Raw genomic sequence first — 17,090 nt, 5'->3', positions numbered from 1 at the left:
AAGCTGCCGATGAGGCAGCTTTTTTTTTGCAAAATGTTGATGGAAGATGACACAAAATAACGAAAAATAATAGTCATTTTTGCGAAATTCTTAGATTGAACTTCACTGAAATATAGCTTACGGTTAGTATATTACCAGCGGTGGACCCATATTGGTTCAGACCTTTAAAAAATAAATCATACCGTTTCCGGTAAAGAAGTGTGAAGCAGTTGGAAAAAAGTTATCCAGTGATTGAAGAAATAAAGCGAAAAGGTGATAATATGTCAGGCAAAATCAAAATTGAACAGCCAAAGATCCCCCAAGACTTACCCCAAGCGAACTTTCAGGAAATATATTATCAAGATGAGCCTTATCTTGAGTCCTGTATCATAACCAATTGTACGATTGATAGAGAAAAGATGGAAAAAATCGTATTATCACAGATTGTTTTTAAAAATGTGACATTCAGCGATGTATCATTCAGAAATATTGAGCTGACGGATGTCATTTTTGATCATTGCGATTTGACGAATGCCGATTTCATGGGCGGCTCGATACATCGGGTGGAATTCAAAGAATCCAAACTTTTAGGCATTAACCTGTCTGACGCGAGTTTAGGGAATGTCTACTTTGAGAATTGCAACTTGAATTTAAGTGCTTTTGGTTATTCCAGTTTAAAGCAAGTGAAGTTCGATCATTGCTCATTGGAAAGTGCTGATTTTTATGAGTGTAAATTCATCAAAGTGAAGTTCGAAACATGTAGATTAAATGGAGTGAACTTTTCCCGGACGCCGCTCAAAGGAATTGATATTAGCAGTTCTACATTTCAAAGGCTTACCGTATCCATGGAAGATTTAAATGGATGCGAAGTTTCCCCGGACCAAGCGATAGTATTTGCAGCCATGCTGGGCCTGAAAATTAAAGAGTGAACCTTTTAAGATGAAAAAATGACTCAATGGAGCTGACACGAGTGACCACCGAATTTGGTGGTCCTTTTTGAGTTGGCATGTCGCTAATTGTTGGCGTAGTAAAAATGGGCAGCGTGTATATGAATATATGATTTTGAAAAGTACGGAATGTTTGCACAAATTCAGGATTACTTTACAATATTTGTTAGGTGGAAGGGGGATTGAACGTTGATTATCAATAAGGTCACATTGTATAGTCATGCATGGGATGAAATGCGGAATTTTTATGTTGATGTGTTAGGATTTGAGTTACTATCGCAAACCGATGATGTTTTTGAAATGAAGGCAGGGGAAAGTGTGCTTGAAATCAAAAAATATCATCACAATGAAAAGCCTTTTTATCATTTTGCCATGAACATTCCAACCAATTTATTTACTTCGGCAAAAGCATGGGCGAAATCAAAAGTGGAATTGACTAGAGAAGATGATGATGACGAAGTTTATTTCAGCTATTCTGATGCACATGCTTTTTATTTTACAGACCCTTCAGGCAACATTGTCGAGTTCATATCGAGATATTCCGTATCACCCAAATCCGAGGCTAAGTATTTTTCAGCTCAAAACGTCCTGTGCATCAGTGAAATAAACATTACGACAGATGAAGTCAGGTCCTTGGGAAACCAGTTGATCAGTAATGGTGTACCTGTAAGGAATGGTGAAGAAATAAGTGAAGATGGATTGAATTTCATGGGGGAACATGAAGCAGGTTCGTTTTTACTTTTAGGTCCAAGGAAACGGCGGTGGATTTTTTCGAATAAAGAGTCGGAAATCTTTCCGCTTTCGCTAGTCATAAATCAGCAATTGGATATTTCATTGGATGGCGAAGGATTGATGGAATTGAAAAAAGTGGAATGATATTTTGGTCATACACTTCATTCGACCCATTGATGTATCTCCAAACCACCATTTAATCTTATTACTGATTCAAGTATAAACTTGTTACCATTAATACCGGCTTTCTTTAAATAAGCTATGATAAAGCAATCTGATATTTCTTCCTTAAGCGATAAGGACAAAACATAAATATATACTTGCTAACTCACTATCCTCACAAACGTCAGTTAGCTGTATATATTTATATTTTTACTTAATAAATTCTCTAAACTCATCAATATAGAAAGAACATAACCACAATTGATGATGACTATTTTGCCAATACGATAAAATTACAGACAATGATCGTGGCTTCAGATAACTGGTGGGCGCCATGATTCAATGGAGAAACTTAATTAAAGATGAACAGGAGTTTGATGAGAATGATGAAGGTCACACCTTTCTTGATGTTCGAAGGTAAAGCGGAGGAAGCAATGAATTATTACACATCTTTAATCGAAGGATCGAAAATAACCAGCATGGTTCGGTATGGTGCAAATGAAACAGGTACAGAGGGAAGTGTCATGCAGGCTACCTTTACCTTGAAGGATCAGGAATTTATGTGCATCGATAGCAATGTTAAGCATCAATTTACATTTACACCTTCGTTTTCAATATTCCTTACATGTGATAGTGAAGAGGAAATTGACAGGCTTTATTCGAGCTTAACTGATGGCGGGCAAGTGCTGATGCCATTGGGTGATTATTCCTTTAGTAAGAAGTTCGGATGGATATCTGATAAATTGGTGTTTCCTGGCAACTTACTCTCCCAATATGAATGATGTGAAAAAAGCCACTGGATAGTGGCTTTTTTTCAGTTTGTTGACCAAAGGTGTTCGTAAGGCGTGGATGGTCGAAAAATTGCAAACCATGATTTTTAAACGAGACCTGGTTGTACTACTGATTTCCACTCCAGGTACTCGCTTTCCGCGGGCGGTCCGGGAGCCTCCTCGGCGCCTTTGCGCCTGTGGGGTCTCCCTTGGACGCGCCTTTCCCGCAGGAGTCTCGCACCTTCCGTTCCAATCAACCCTTAAAAAATCAGATAGAAGCCCTTTTTTCGACAAAAGGAGGTTCGGAAGTGTTTCAGCATGATCCATCATGTTTTTTACTGTAACCCTCACTAGATTGAAGAAATTTGCGACACTCCTGCCGAATAACTGGCTAGCCGAGACCCCACAGTCGCTTGCTTTGATGGTGCTTGGCAGACAGTCGGCGGAAAGGGAGCTGATTTCTGAAACCACCTGGAATGTTTATTAAATAAAAAACTGAAGAGACTCTTGTTCCCTATAAGGGATGAAAAAAAATTTTACCAGTAAAAATTTTTTTACTGTTTAAGAAGGATTCCCCCATCAATAACACGCCGATGCATCCTCGATAATAAGTTTTGCCCAACTGCTTTCCTTGATATGTACCCCATTCACTCCGTTTGTTTCTGGAAATTCCAACATTGGCATGAGGATTGCTAGATTAAAAGTAATATAACATATCTGGCGACGGCAGAAAGGGGGACTATGAAACTGCGGCGGCTCTGCAATTTATCACGATTGCTGCGCAGGTGATGAATTAACGATATAAAGATATCAATGTTCGTGTAACTGCCTTTTTACATTTAGTCAATATCATTAGATAAGAGGAGAATTTCATGAAACCAATTTATTTTCTTTCTTTAATTCCTGTAATCGCCATACTTGGCGGGCCTTTTTGGGCTAATAGTATCGAACCGTATATTTTGGGCATGCCGCTTTTCTTTTTCTGGAACTTTTCGTGGCTGATTTTTACCGCTTTAGTCGTTTTTATTATTTATATGCTAGATCCCAAGAATAAAGAGAGGGAAGAGAAATGAATATTGCGATCATCATTATTTTCAGTTTCCTGTTGCTGTCACTTTATTTAGGGATTAGGGCAAGAAAAGGCAAGGACATGGACCTTGAACAGTGGACAGTAGGCGGACGCGGGTTTGGTCCTTTCATCATCATGATTTTACTGGCGGGTGAGATTTATTCCACCTCCACTTTCCTGGGCTCCAGCGGGTGGGCATATGGGATAGGCGGTCCGGCATTGTACGGAACAGCGTTCGCAGCATTGGGTTACCTGTTTTCTTACTGGATTTATCCGGCTATTTGGAGCTACGGAAATAAACATAAGCTTATTTCACAAGCAGACTTTTATGTTAAAAAGTACAAAAGTCCATTATTGGGGGTACTCGTATCCATCGTTGGTGTTTTGGCCCTGGTACCGTTTTTGGTGCTGCAATTAAAGGGGCTGGGAATCATCGTTTCGACAACTTCCTATGGTTCGATTTCCCCAACGGTTGCCGTTTGGATCGGGGCTGTTTCAGTTACCGTTTATGTGATGATTTCAGGTATACATGGATCGGTTTGGACTGCTGTTCTCAAAGACATCATGATCGCTTTGGTCGCGCTATTTTTAGGGATTTACATTCCGCTTCATTATTTTGGCGGAATCCAGCCGATGTTCGAAGCAGTCAATGCCGTCAAGCCTGATTTCCTTACACTCCCGGATATGGGGATGAGCGCTTCATGGTTTATATCCACGATCATTTTGACGACTTTAGGTTTCTATATGTGGCCGCAAACATTCGGTTCTGCATATACAGCAAAAAGTGCAAAGACATTCCGTAAAAATGCGTTCATCCTTCCGCTTTACGGAGCATTATCCGTCGGTGCAATCTTTGTCGGCTATGCCGCCATCATTAAAGTTCCTGGGTTGCAGGGGGCGGATATGGATCTTGCGCTATTGAAGCTTTCGATCAATACATTCGATCCTTGGTTTGTGGGCGTCATCGGTGCAGCGGGTCTATTAACCGCGCTTGTTCCTGGCTCGATGATTTTAATGAGTTCAGCGACGCTGCTGGCAAAAAACGTGTATCAGCATTTTTCTCCGTCCGCCTCGGATAAACAAATCACGTCGATTGCAAAGTTGCTCGTCCCTGTTCTTGCTCTCATTGCCGTATATTTTACTTTGACTGGAGGAAATACGATCGTGGCCCTTTTATTGATGGGATACAGCATGGTGACTCAATTATTCCCATCTTTCATTGCCAGTCTACTGCAAAAGAACTTCGTGACGAAACAGGGTGCGTCAGCGGGCATCATTGCCGGTTTAGCCACTGTTGGGTATACAACCATTACAAGCGCTACTATAGGGACGCTTTTCCCGGCATTGCCGCAAGCCATAAAAGATTTGAACATTGGTCTTGTCGCTCTCCTCATAAATGTGATTGTAATGATTGGAGTAAGCCTTATTGCAAGGAAATTTTCCAAGGACAATAACGGTGAATTGGAAGCTGCTTGATTATTTTGGATTTTAATAAAAAGATGATCTAAAAAGAGGAGGGTCACATTAGTGGCAGGAGGCCGTCACGAATGGATCACTCCTGTAGAGGCATCCATTCTCATCTCCGAAAAGATCCCTGACTGTAAATTGATCATTTTTGAAAAAAGCTGTGCTTTTCATTGATGAAAATTGGGAATTTATTTCGAGGATTTACATTTTCATACATGGGAGATTTGGACTTCAAGAAATGGCGTCTTTTCCCGAAGCATAGAAAAGGTACATAAACCGGGAAAGAGTTAGATAGATCCAGGATAAACCGTTTGTGCTGTAAAGGAATTAATTATATATTAATCCTTGAGTACATTAATTCATGGATTAAAGTATGATGATAAGAAAAGCCCGGAGGAGACGATCATGAAAAATATCAATACTGAACAAGAATACCGTGAACAAATCAAACAAGAGGGACTGACGGTCGGGATTTTTACGACTACATGGTGTCCAGACTGCAAACGTTTAGATATGTTCATCGATGAGATCACTCAAGAACATCAGGACAAACATTGGTTTACAATCGATCGTGACGAGTTCCCTGAGATTTCTGAAGAGCAAACGGTAATGGGAATTCCATCATTATTAGTATTTAAAAATGGAGAAAAGGTTGCACACCTGCACAGTGCAAATGCTAAAACTCCAGAAGCGGTCAATGAATTTCTAAAAGACCTATAAAAGATCCTGACAAAGGTGAACCCCGAATGGTGCTGTAATAAGGGGTTCATCTTTTTTTAGAAATTTTTTCTAGAAATAACTTGATTTCTAAGATGAAACGGGTTTTAATTATAGATACCGAATATCCATTATCGATATCAAACATCCACATACATACTGAAGAGGTGAACTGATTTGCAATTTACAAAAGGGGTCGAGCAAGCTATATGCATCATTGTTATACTCTCTACCCAGGATAAAAATGTACCGCTTTCGTCAAATGAGATCAGCAGGCGACTAGAAGTGTCTCCTTCTTATTTGAAAAAAATCATAAGGAAATTGGTCGTTAAGCAGATAATCACTTCCGTTCCTGGTAATAATGGCGGTCTTACTCTTGCCAAAAGTGTAGATAAGATTAAAAACCTTGAAATTATTGAGGCGATGGAAGGCCCCATTTCGATGTTTCCAGATACAGGACTTATAGAAAAAGCGTTTAAAGATGGAGAGTATGCAGAGAAGGGGATGGACGTCCTTCGTCGGATGTTTTCTCGGGCGGATCAACTTTTAGTGGATTTCTTTTCGAGTCAAACGGTGGCTGATTTGCTTAAAGAAAGCTTTGACACCACGGACATACCGACTCTTAATTGGAATTCGGGGTCATTGAGTGAAGTACTGCGTGAAAAGAAAGGTGAAAAGAAGTGAACATGCTTAAACAAGAATGGAAGCTTTTCCTTACAAATCGAAAACTGGTCGGTGTGGCAATCGTTTTACTGTTCGTCCCGATTATTTATGGGGGGTTATTCCTAAGTTCTGCTTGGAATCCATACGGGAATACAGGTAAATTGCCTGTTGCGGTCGTGAATAAGGATGTGAAGGCGGAATATGAGGGGAAAACCTTAACAGTCGGTAATGAGCTAATCGAGCAATTAAAGGACAACGATGATTTAGAATGGCATTTCGTAACGGAAAAAGCGGCGAAAAAAGGATTCGATGATGGTACATATTATATGGTCGTTACCATTCCGGAAGACTTTTCAAAAAATGCTTCAACCGTCATGGATGATAAGCCAAAAAAAATGAATTTAACGTATGACGTGAATCCTGGACGCAGTTTCGTTTCTGAAACGGTCGGAAAACAGGCAACGAATAATTTGAAAACGGAAATTGCCGAAAGTGTCACAAAAGAATATGCGGAAGCGATTTTCTCCCAACTCGATGAAATCGGAGAAGGATTCGGTGATGCAGCAGATGGGGCATCAAAACTGGATGACGGTGCTGAAAAACTGCATGATGGAAACAAAGAAGTGACAGATAATCTGAATAAATTAGCTTCCAGCACATTAACCTTTAGAGATGGAGCGAATAAACTTCAAATTGGCGTCGGCGAGTTTTTGGAAGGAGCAAATAAGCTTGAAAGTGGCGCGTCGGAATTAAATAAGGGAATTTCACAATACACTTCCGGTGTCGGTCAGTTGCAAAAGGGTGCGGATGAACTCGCATCAGGCACAGGGGAATTAACTAATAATAGTGAAGCGCTTATACAAGGTTCTTCCCAACTTTCCACTGGGCTGGCCAAAGTGGTTCCAGGAGCCCAAAGTTTAAATACTGGTTTGGCACAAGCGAAAACAGGCAGTGCGAATTTGAATGATGGGTTGAATCAATTATCACAAAATGCAAGCCAGCTGACGGACCAATCGACAGGAATTCCAAAATTGGCAGCAGGTCAGCAGAGTTTAAATGAGGGAATCAATAAATTGGCAGAAGGAAGCCAGGCGTTAAATGACGGCCTGAAAAAAATGGATGGCCAATTGCCAGCAGAGGATCAGCTGAGTCAACTTAAGCAAGGACTGACTAGCATTCAAAGCGGTGTAAATCAATTGCAAGAAGCGGTTCCCGCAGGAAGCAGCACGTCCGGTACCGTATCAGGCATTACTGAAGACCTCAAGAATAGCCAAGCGGCTTTAACGGAACTTCAATCAACGATTGCGAATAATGGGCAAAGCACAATCAATGCCGTTCAAAACACGGAAGCGTTCAAAAGCATGGCCAGTGAACAACAATCCGAATTAATCGGAGCGATTCAAAATGAACTTCAAAACCAAGCGGGAGCACAAAAACAAATTGCATCGACTCTTGCTGCAAGTGTATCCGACTTATCGACGCAATTAACGGATAAAGTAATGCCAGTATTGAATGGATTAGGCCAGCTTCCGGAACAAGTGGCCAATTTAAATAATGCGGTGAATAAGGTCAATCCAAACGCCGTTTCAGCGTTAAACGGATATACGGCAATAAGGAACGCACTGGAAGAACAAATGATTCCTGGTGCAACCCAATTAAATGGCGGCTTGAATGAAGCTGTTGAAGGCAGCAATCAATTAACGGCGGCAACACAAAGTTTAAATGAACGGACACCAGAATTAGTGAAGGGGATCAACCAGTTAGCACAAGGCGGTTCCTCGTTGAATAATGGCCTATCAAAACTAACTGAGGGTTCTGGTCAGTTGGTTAATGGGGTTTCACAACTTCAAGCAGGGTCAACCTCCTTTGGGACTGGTCTTGAGAAGTATGTGTTTGGTGTTAGCCAAGTTGGCGAAGGGGCAGGCAAACTTGCTAGTGGGGCCAATGAACTGAATGCCAACTCAGCTGCCTTGAACGATGGCTCATCAGCACTTGTTAAGGGCACAGAACAATTGGCAAGCAATCTGCCTACTTTAAGCAATGGAGTCATCCAGCTTGCCGATGGGGCAGGTAAGATCAATGAAGGTTCCTCGGCACTTGCTGAAGGTTCCGGTAAATTGGGTGATGGAATTTCCTCACTTAAAGATGGAACGGTCGAACTTTCGGAAAAACTCAGTGATGGTGCAGAAGAAATAAGTGAAAATAAAACAACCGATGATAATTACGGCATGATTGCTGAGCCGACTCAGGTTAAAGAACAAAAAAGCAGTGACGTGCCAAATTATGGTCATGCACTGGCTCCTTATGTATTGTCTCTTGGGTTATTTGTAGGAGCTATTGCCTTCAATATGGGATTCCCGACAGGCTTGCCTTCAACAAGGCCAACATCGGGAGTGGCATGGTGGTTCAGTAAATTTACGGTCTTATTTATCCAAGCGACGCTTTCAGCATTAGTGTTGGATGCGATCATGATTTGGGGAATGGATTTACAGGTCGAGAACATGGGGCAATTCATTGGGGTTTCCATACTGACTTCTCTTACCTTCATGTTCATCGTAACATTCTTGACCGTAGGATTTGGAAATCCAGGCCGTTTATTGGCGATGATATTCCTTGTATTACAGCTAGGTGCAAGCGGAGGGATGTTCCCAGTGGAACTGACCAATAACTTCTTCAGTCATGTTCACCCGTTCATACCGATGACATACTCTGTCATGGGCTTCCGTCAGGCGATGAGTACGAGTCTTGGAGCGGATGCATTGACAACGAGTATAGTGTTCCTTACTGGATGCATCGTTGTCTTTAATCTACTGCTATTGCTAACGATGGTCATCAAAAAGCGCAAAGTACACAATAATGAGCTGGATGCATAAATGAATGAAGAAAACCCCCGGTGCAATGCGCCGGGGGTTTTCTTATGATGGTTCATCCGTGTCCTTTTCTTTTTCGATGATTTTCAATCCATTTTCCCCTGAACTTTCAATCACATGTTTAAGGATGGATAGTTTGTTATCCCAAAATCGATCGTAAAAAGAAAGCCACTGTTTCAATTCCGCTAAAGGTTCTGGCTGAAGCCGAAAGCGTTTCTCTCTTCCTACCTTCCGGCCACTGACCAATTCAGCTTCAGAAAGGATATGAAGATGCTTGGCAATCGCGGTACGGCTCATGGAAAAGTGAGAAGTGATTTCTGAAATGGGTAAATCCCCTTCAGCAAGCAATTGAAGGACCTTTCTGCGGGTTGGGTCGGCGATAGCCTGAAATACATCATGCTTTTCTGCTGCAGACACTTAGCCCTCAACAGCCTTTTTAAGTTTTTGATTAACGATCTGTTCCCAGCCATGATCCATTCTATCGCGAATGACTGAGCTTTTTTCGTTTGGTTTCGGAAGAATCGTTTCAGGCTCTTTCCAACCACCATGAATAAGGGTGAACTCCGTTTTGTCATCCAGTTCTTTTAAAATGAACGAAATGAACCAACCGTCCGTATCCCAACTGAATGAAAGCCGATGAGGAGCATCTAACTCCATTACCTTACAAGGAGATGGACCAAAAGGTGATTGCACATGGAACTCATGTCCCACTTTCGGTTGAAAATCATTGGGCATGAACCATGAAGCTATGCCCTCTGCAGTCGAAACTGTATCCCAAACTTTTTGGATAGGTGCTTCAAGAATGATCGTCTTCTTGATATCCAGTAATGTATGTTGATTTTCCATACTGATTCTCCTTTTTAATTAAAGATATGAAACCAAATGGTTTCGCTTTGTTGATTATATAAAACCTTTTGGTTTCATGTCAATAATTTGTTTCAAGCGACTCCTTTTTATTCATTGCAGCCTGCTTAATTACCCAAGTCTTCAATTTGTTTTGCCAATCCAGTTATATTATCGATTGATTTCATAATTTCTGAGTCTTCCAATGCCTTAGGGTCAATTTGGCCATTTTCAATATTATTTAGATATAATTCAATGCCCTCTGAAAGCTGTTGATTTGAGCTGACGATCTTCTCGTGGATGCCTTCAGCGATTTGAGGTGGTTCAGTTGCATTGAATTCTTCAATCTCCGTTTTCATCAATTCCAGTTCTTTTTCAAGATTTGCTCTTGCTTCGGCATTCGTGACGGCGTCCTGTGACAATGCGGGCACCTCATTGGAAAAATCCTTAACGGTATTTACATACTCCGTCGCATTATCTGCATACTCCAATGATGAATTGACTTCTCCCAACAGCGAGCATCCGCTTAATGTAAGGATGGACAGTACAGCAATAGTCATTATTTTTTTCATATGGGCCTCCAATGTGATTTTTTATAGTAATGATCAAATGGGCAGAAATCTCTTTTTGTAAATCGCTGCAATGGAATTCAGTATGAAGCCAGGGATCTTCTTCGGGAAAAATGACTTCGAATAGAAAAGGTGAAATGCACTTTTCAAGTCGTGCCACTGATTGCAGGATTTCACTTGCTTAAACCTTGCAACGTCAATGATCTTCACCTTTTTTTCGGAAGTGATGAAGATGTTTCGTAAATGGATATCCGAAGGATTCAATCCCTCTTTCCTTGCCAATTGAAGGGCATGGTCTATCTCCGCGATGTTTTCTTCCGTTATCGGGATTCCCAATGTTAAACATTCAAAAAGAGTGTTGCCTTCAATGTGATCTATAACCAGGTAATTTACCCCCGCATCATATAGGGTTGGATAGTATTCGATGGATTGGACGGTTTTGTATATTTCAGCTTCAACTTTAGCTGTGTGAGTATGATCCGGGAAAAACACTTTTAGTGCTTTTTTGGTGGAATGTATTCGGAATACATATGCGCTGCGGCCTTTTCCGATAAGTGATAAAGATGGGTCGGCATCAAGCAATATATGCTTTTTATCATCGGAAATCTTAACGCTTTGAGCTAATTCATTATAGTTCTGCATACTTTTCACCTCTATTGTGCAATTTTTTCGTATCAAAAAAGACGGTATAACCGATTATTGGTTATACCGTCTTTTAAAAATTAAAAGACCTCACCAAATAATCGGCAAGGTCTTGCAAACAACTAAAATCAGTTGCCAATAAAGCCGAGGATTTAATCCTGTACTGACGACTTTATTGAATAGCTACTCCCCTTAACAGAAGGATTCTTATAAGTTATATACAGTAATTATATAGGTTATTGCCTCGATCCGTCAAATATTAGGATCGGGTGCTCACCCTTTATGTATATTCGGTAAATGCAGAAAGATGCTCGTCTTATAAGGATTAATTTGAGCGCTAAGTAATTATATCAATATACTTTATTTTCATTAAAGGCTTGTCACGTAAGCTTCATTGCAAATATTTCTAATTAATTACCAAAATGTCTATTATTTTACTATTATATTACAATCTTCTTTATCTCCCTATAGATCTAAAGGAATATGATATATTTTAGATGAATGAGCATAAATGCCTATATTATTATACTGAATTTAACCGATATTTAAATAAATGTTAAAAATATAAATCTTTAGTAGGGAGAATGAGATGAAGAAATTAATTATACCAACTTTCTGTTTTGCAGTGTTGTCTACAGTTGCTTTCGAAGAAAAAATATCTGCAGCTCCACTACATGCTGAACAGGCCAATATTGAAGATGTCATGTTTGTACATGTAAATTCCGGTTCGCTCAATATGAGAAAAACCGGGGCGGAAGGTGCAAGCATAGTTGCAAAGCTGGCAAATGGCACACAGGTAACGGTGTATTCGGAATCCAAAGGCTGGGCGAAGATCAAAGCCAATGGAAAAGAAGGATATGTCAGTACCAAGTATTTATCGGCAACAAAGCCAGGGACTTTAACGAAAACTGCAGTAACCATTAAAACGACATCTAAGTATGTGAATGTGAGCACAGGTTCACTAAATATGCGAAAAAGCGGCAGTGATAGTGCCGGTATAGTAGCGAAGCTGACAAGGGGCACACAGGTGACGATTTATTCGGAATCCAAAGGCTGGACGAAGATCAAAGCCAATGGAAAAGAAGGTTATGTAAGTACCAAGTATCTATCGGCAACGAAGCCTGGAACGGTAACCAAAGCTGCGGCAAACGTTAAAACGATAACGAAATATGTGAATATGAGCACAGGTTCACTTAATATGCGAAAAAGGGGTAGTGATAGTGCCGGCCTGGTCGCGAAGCTGACAAGGGGCACACAGGTAACGGTGTATTCGGAATCGAAAGGCTGGGCGAAAATCAAAGCCAATGGAAAAGAAGGATATGTCAGTACCAAGTATCTATCGGCAACGAAGCCTGGAACGGTAACCAAAGCTGCGGCAACGGTTAAAACGACAACGAAATATGTGAATGTGAGCACGGGCTCACTTAATATGCGAAAAAGTGGGAAAGCTACCGCAAGCATTGTGGCAATACTTTCAAAAGGAACGAAAGTGACGGTGTATTCGGAATCGAAAGGCTGGGCGAAAATCAAAGCCAATGGAAAGGACGGATATGTCAACACCAAATATCTGTCTACTGCAAAGCCAGGATCGGGATCAACGGCAGCCATACCTGCTAAAACGACGACGAAATATGTGAATGTGAGCACGGGTTCACTCAATATGCGAAGAAGTGGGAAAGCTACCGCAAGCATAGTCGCTATACTTTCAAAAGGAACGAAAGTGACGGTGTATTCGGAATCCAATGGCTGGGCGAGACTCAAAGCCAATGGAAAGGAAGGATATGTAAACACCAAATATCTATCTGCTGCAAAGCCAGGATCGGGATCAACGGCTGTCACACCTGAAAAAACGACGACAAAATATGTAAACGTAAGCTCTGGAACGCTCAATATGAGAAAAAGCGGATCGGAAAGCGCCAGCTTAGTCGCGAGGCTTTCAAAAGGAACGAAAGTGACGGTGTATTCGGAATCCAAAGGTTGGGCGAAGATCAAGGCCAATGGGAAGGATGGGTATGTCAGTACTGAATACCTTTCAATGACAAAGCCTGGAACGGAAACGAAGCCTTCCATACCTGAAAAAACGACGACGAGATATGTAAATGTCAGGTCTGGTTCTCTGAATATGCGGAATAAGCCGTCAGATAGTGCCTCCGTCATTGTGAAATTGGCAAGGGGTGTAGAGGTAGAAGTCATCTCGGAATCAAATGGCTGGTCAAAAGTTAAAGCGTATGGCGGAGAAGGTTATGTCAGTACGCAATATTTATCAGCAACGAAGCCTGGTTCTTTACCCGGGCTGTATCCGGACAAAGAAGAAAACACGGTAGTTAAATATGTAAATGTGAATGATGGCTCCAGTCTGAATATGCGGTCTGCTGCATCAGCTTCCGCTTCAATTATAGCCAAGCTTGTAAACAATACGGCCGTAACGGTGTATTCAGAGTCTAATGGCTGGTCAAGAGTCACGGCCAATGGAAAAACGGGCTATGTCAGTTCACAATATTTAACGGCCAAAGCACCGGAAGGTCCAGGAAGTTCGAATGGATCGATAATCAGGATCGATAAAGAGTATAATCTTACGATGGAAAAAATGGTTGAAATTCAAATGGCCGTAAATGGGCAAACGGATAAAAAGTATAAAACCTACATACGTGAAGATGGGCTAACTTTAATTAATTCAACAAAAGGTACGGTAAAAGGAACCGGATGGCGTGTCAGGGGCGGAGCTGGATCTAATTATTGGGTAGTCGGTCCCGTCAGCAATAATCAATCTATGAATATTAAATCAAAAGTAAAGGGCTCTGACGGATACTATTGGTATGAGGTAGACTATAAGAAGACATGGGTAAATGCCAATCCGGAAGATATAGAATATAATCTCAACCCCAATAATTTTGTGTATGATCCAATCAATTCATTCCAATTCGTCAAGCTCTCCCAAGTAACCAGCATGAACGTTTCTGAAGTGAATAATAGAATCCTTTCAGGTAAAGGGATTTTACAAGGCCAAGCTGCAACCTTCACTGCGGCAGGGGGAAAATATGGAGTCAATGAAATCTACCTGATTTCACATGCTTTGCTGGAGACCGGGAATGGCACTTCACCGTTAGCGACTGGCGTAAAGGTGAACGGGAAAACGGTCTATAATATGTATGGAGTGGGAGCCTTTGACGGAACGGCGGTAAGCAGCGGTGCTCAATACGCCTATAATGCAGGCTGGTTCACTCCGGAAGCGGCCATCATAGGCGGTGCCGAATTCATCGCCAAAGGATACATCTCTGCTGGACAGGACACGCTTTACAAAATGAGATGGAATCCTACAGCTGCAGAGAAATATGGATATGCTTCACACCAGTATGCAACTGATATTGGCTGGGCAACAAAGCAAATGAAAAAGATTTATAATTTGTATAGTTTATTAGATTCGTATAAATTGACGATTGAAGTTCCTAAGTACAAATAAGAAAACGATAAAAAAAACACATGAGTCCGACTCATGTGTTTTTTTGCTATTTAGTTTTATCCTTTTCCAGAATACTCCTAACGACATCTTCGATCGTTACCACTCCCAATGCCTTTTCCAAGGCAAGTTCAGCAACTGAAAAGATGGGTTCTATTGTATCTTGTATATTTCTTCCAACAGTGCATGCTGGATTAGGATTTTCATGGATTCCAAATAATTCTTTATCGGAGACAACATTAACAGCCTGATAAACATCGAGCAAAGTAATATCCGATAAGCCCTTGGCCAATGTCGCTCCGGCGATACCAGGCCGAACGTTCACTAAGCCTGCATTCTTCAGCATGCCGGTGATTTTTCTGATTAAGGCTGGGTTCGTGTTTACACTTTTTGCTATAAAATCAGAAGTGTTAACGCCTTCTTTGTTTATTTCTAAAAGAGATAATATATGGATTCCTACGGAAAAGCGGGTACTGATGGACATCTCTTTTTTCTCTCCTTTAAAATCTCTATTCTTATATAGTATAAATTATTTAACATGTAATTCAAGTGGTTACAAGTTATAATGGCCTGCAAGAATAATATTTATCCATTAAACGTTTCCTTGTCAAGTCACGCCGTTTCTGCAAAGGTAAAAATAAAAGGTATGTGTAATTGACAAACTATCATGATGAAACTTATATTATAACGTGTAAATGAATCAGTTACAGGTGAAAACGTGCAGAAAGGGGGAACTGAAATCGGCCGCTATGGCTGAAGAAGGAATATCGACACAACTACAAGTGATGGAGGTATATGATGGCTAATAAAAAAAAGGGTAATCAAAAACAATCTTCTGCATTCACGTTTTGGATCATAGGGTTAATCGCTGTAATCATTATTGGCTTTATATTTTTGGCAAATGGGAAAGACAAAGATACAGCCGTTAATGAAATCGATTATAAATCACAGCCTTATTTGGGAGAAAAATCAGCTCCTGTCCAAATAGTGGAATTTGGTGATTATAAATGTCCAGTCTGCAAGACATTCGAGGAACAATTCTTTCCTTCTATTCAAAGTGAATTGATTGATACAGGAAAAGCGCAATTTTATTTCATGAATTATTCGTTCATTAACGTCGATTCAACCAGATCCGCTAAATTTGCGGAAAGCGTTTATCAGGAATTAGGAAATGATACCTTTTGGAAATTTCATGAGCTGTTGTACGATAAGCAGCCAGCTGACCTGAAATATGAAAAGGTAGATGTCTTTACGGACAAATTCTTAGAAGAAACATTGAAAGAAATCGCAAATGACAAAGATGTGAAAAAGGTCGTTTCTTCTTTTAAAGCCGATAAGTCCGAGGACCAATGGAACAAGGATATGGAGGTGGCCGACGAATTGGGCGTTTCTGGAACACCTTCCTTATTTGTCGATGGCAAGAAGTTTGAAGGAAATACAATTGATGATTTAGTGAAAATGGTTGATGATGCAGCGAAGGAGAAATAGTGATGAACAAGCCACTATTATTTTCCTGGATCCTGTCCATCATGGCCACTGCTGGAAGTCTCTACTTTAGTGAGATTCTCCATTATGTTCCCTGTACCTTTTGTTGGTATCAAAGGATCTTGATGTACCCGCTCGTTATTTTATTGGGCCGCGCCTTTTATGAGCAAGACCTGAAAATTTATCGATACATCCTCCCATTATCGATTTTGGGCATGTTGGTTTCAGGGTATCACTATAGTCTGCAAAAAATTCCGGCCTTACAGCATTTCGAAATGTGTCAAAGCGGTGTTCCCTGCTCAGGTGAGTATATAAATTGGCTAGGATTCATCACGATCCCGTTTTTGGCCTTTATCGCTTTTACTCTCATCACTATCTGCATGGGACTGCTAATGAAAAAGAAAAACAGCATGTAATTAAGCGCACCATTCTAAAAAGAATGGTGCTTTTATATATATATCGACGAAACTTGCAATATATCTCCGAAGAACTGCAATATATCGACGAAAACTAGGATATATCTTCGAAAAACGGCAATATATCGACGAAAAACAGGATATATCTCCGAAGAACTGCAATATATCGACGAAAAACAGGATATATCTCCGAAAACTGCAATATATCTCCGAAATCTGCAATATATCGACGAAAACTAGGATATATCTCCGAAAAACGGCAATATATCGACGAAAACTAGGATATATCTCCGAAAAACGGC

Annotated in this window: 15 protein-coding genes and 1 pseudogene; 11 read left to right on the top strand and 5 right to left on the bottom strand. The window is 40.7% G+C overall.

Going from position 1 to position 17,090, the window contains the following annotated elements; all coding sequences use genetic code 11:
- Positions 1–209 precede the first annotated feature (209 nt).
- The 8 genes and pseudogenes from NYE63_RS24940 to NYE63_RS24905 all read left to right on the top strand — a co-directional run bounded on the left by NYE63_RS24940 (position 210) and on the right by NYE63_RS24905 (position 9,379).
- Entirely contained in the window at positions 210–908 is a 699-nt protein-coding gene (locus tag NYE63_RS24940; RefSeq protein WP_342603195.1) for a pentapeptide repeat-containing protein, read from the top strand.
- 207 nt (positions 909–1,115) lie between these two features.
- Positions 1,116–1,802, top strand: coding sequence for a VOC family protein (locus NYE63_RS24935; RefSeq protein ID WP_342603194.1), 687 nt, complete (start codon positions 1,116–1,118; stop codon positions 1,800–1,802).
- Between the two features lie 401 nt (positions 1,803–2,203).
- Positions 2,204–2,598, top strand: a pseudogene (locus NYE63_RS24930) (VOC family protein).
- 864 nt (positions 2,599–3,462) lie between these two features.
- Positions 3,463–3,663, top strand: coding sequence for a DUF3311 domain-containing protein (locus NYE63_RS24925; RefSeq protein ID WP_063595989.1), 201 nt, complete (start codon positions 3,463–3,465; stop codon positions 3,661–3,663).
- Complete coding sequence (locus NYE63_RS24920) at positions 3,660–5,135, top strand: sodium:solute symporter family protein (RefSeq protein ID WP_342603193.1); 1,476 nt, start codon at positions 3,660–3,662, stop codon at positions 5,133–5,135. The genes NYE63_RS24925 and NYE63_RS24920 overlap by 4 nt, the downstream gene beginning before the upstream one ends.
- A gap of 396 nt (positions 5,136–5,531) precedes the next feature.
- A complete protein-coding gene (locus tag NYE63_RS24915; protein ID WP_342603192.1) occupies positions 5,532–5,846 on the top strand; it encodes a thioredoxin family protein in 315 nt (104 codons plus the stop codon).
- 174 nt (positions 5,847–6,020) lie between these two features.
- Entirely contained in the window at positions 6,021–6,527 is a 507-nt protein-coding gene (locus NYE63_RS24910) for an Rrf2 family transcriptional regulator (protein ID WP_342603191.1), read from the top strand.
- Positions 6,528–6,529: 2 nt separating this feature from the next.
- Positions 6,530–9,379: a YhgE/Pip domain-containing protein gene (locus NYE63_RS24905; protein ID WP_342605865.1), complete on the top strand. Its 2,850-nt coding sequence runs from the start codon at positions 6,530–6,532 to the stop codon at positions 9,377–9,379.
- 42 nt (positions 9,380–9,421) lie between these two features.
- Here NYE63_RS24905 and NYE63_RS24900 read toward each other — a convergent pair whose 3' ends face one another.
- The 4 genes from NYE63_RS24900 to NYE63_RS24885 form a co-directional block, all read right to left on the bottom strand.
- Entirely contained in the window at positions 9,422–9,793 is a 372-nt protein-coding gene (locus tag NYE63_RS24900) for a metalloregulator ArsR/SmtB family transcription factor (RefSeq protein ID WP_342603190.1), read from the bottom strand.
- Positions 9,794–10,222, bottom strand: a complete 429-nt coding sequence (locus NYE63_RS24895) for an SRPBCC domain-containing protein (protein ID WP_342603189.1) — start codon at positions 10,220–10,222, stop codon at positions 9,794–9,796.
- 125 nt (positions 10,223–10,347) lie between these two features.
- Entirely contained in the window at positions 10,348–10,791 is a 444-nt protein-coding gene (locus tag NYE63_RS24890; protein WP_144479178.1) for a DUF6376 family protein, read from the bottom strand.
- Between the two features lie 33 nt (positions 10,792–10,824).
- Positions 10,825–11,430, bottom strand: a complete 606-nt coding sequence (locus NYE63_RS24885) for a protein kinase family protein (protein ID WP_342603188.1) — start codon at positions 11,428–11,430, stop codon at positions 10,825–10,827.
- Positions 11,431–12,019: 589 nt separating this feature from the next.
- Between NYE63_RS24885 and NYE63_RS24880 the strand changes: the two genes are divergently transcribed.
- Positions 12,020–14,890 (top strand): SH3 domain-containing protein, encoded by a 2,871-nt coding sequence (locus tag NYE63_RS24880; RefSeq protein WP_342603187.1) that lies wholly within the window; start codon positions 12,020–12,022, stop codon positions 14,888–14,890.
- Between the two features lie 46 nt (positions 14,891–14,936).
- Here NYE63_RS24880 and NYE63_RS24875 read toward each other — a convergent pair whose 3' ends face one another.
- Positions 14,937–15,371 (bottom strand): Rrf2 family transcriptional regulator, encoded by a 435-nt coding sequence (locus NYE63_RS24875; RefSeq protein ID WP_342603186.1) that lies wholly within the window; start codon positions 15,369–15,371, stop codon positions 14,937–14,939.
- Positions 15,372–15,685: 314 nt separating this feature from the next.
- On the opposite strand from NYE63_RS24875, the gene NYE63_RS24870 reads away from it, so the two are divergent.
- A complete protein-coding gene (locus NYE63_RS24870; protein WP_342603185.1) occupies positions 15,686–16,375 on the top strand; it encodes a thioredoxin domain-containing protein in 690 nt (229 codons plus the stop codon).
- Between the two features lie 2 nt (positions 16,376–16,377).
- Positions 16,378–16,788 (top strand): disulfide oxidoreductase, encoded by a 411-nt coding sequence (locus NYE63_RS24865; RefSeq protein ID WP_342603184.1) that lies wholly within the window; start codon positions 16,378–16,380, stop codon positions 16,786–16,788.
- Positions 16,789–17,090 lie beyond the last annotated feature (302 nt).

Source organism: Peribacillus sp. FSL E2-0159, assembly GCF_038643155.1.
Lineage (GTDB): Bacteria > Bacillota > Bacilli > Bacillales > DSM-1321 > Peribacillus > Peribacillus simplex.
This window is presented reverse-complemented; position numbering and strand designations above follow the sequence as displayed.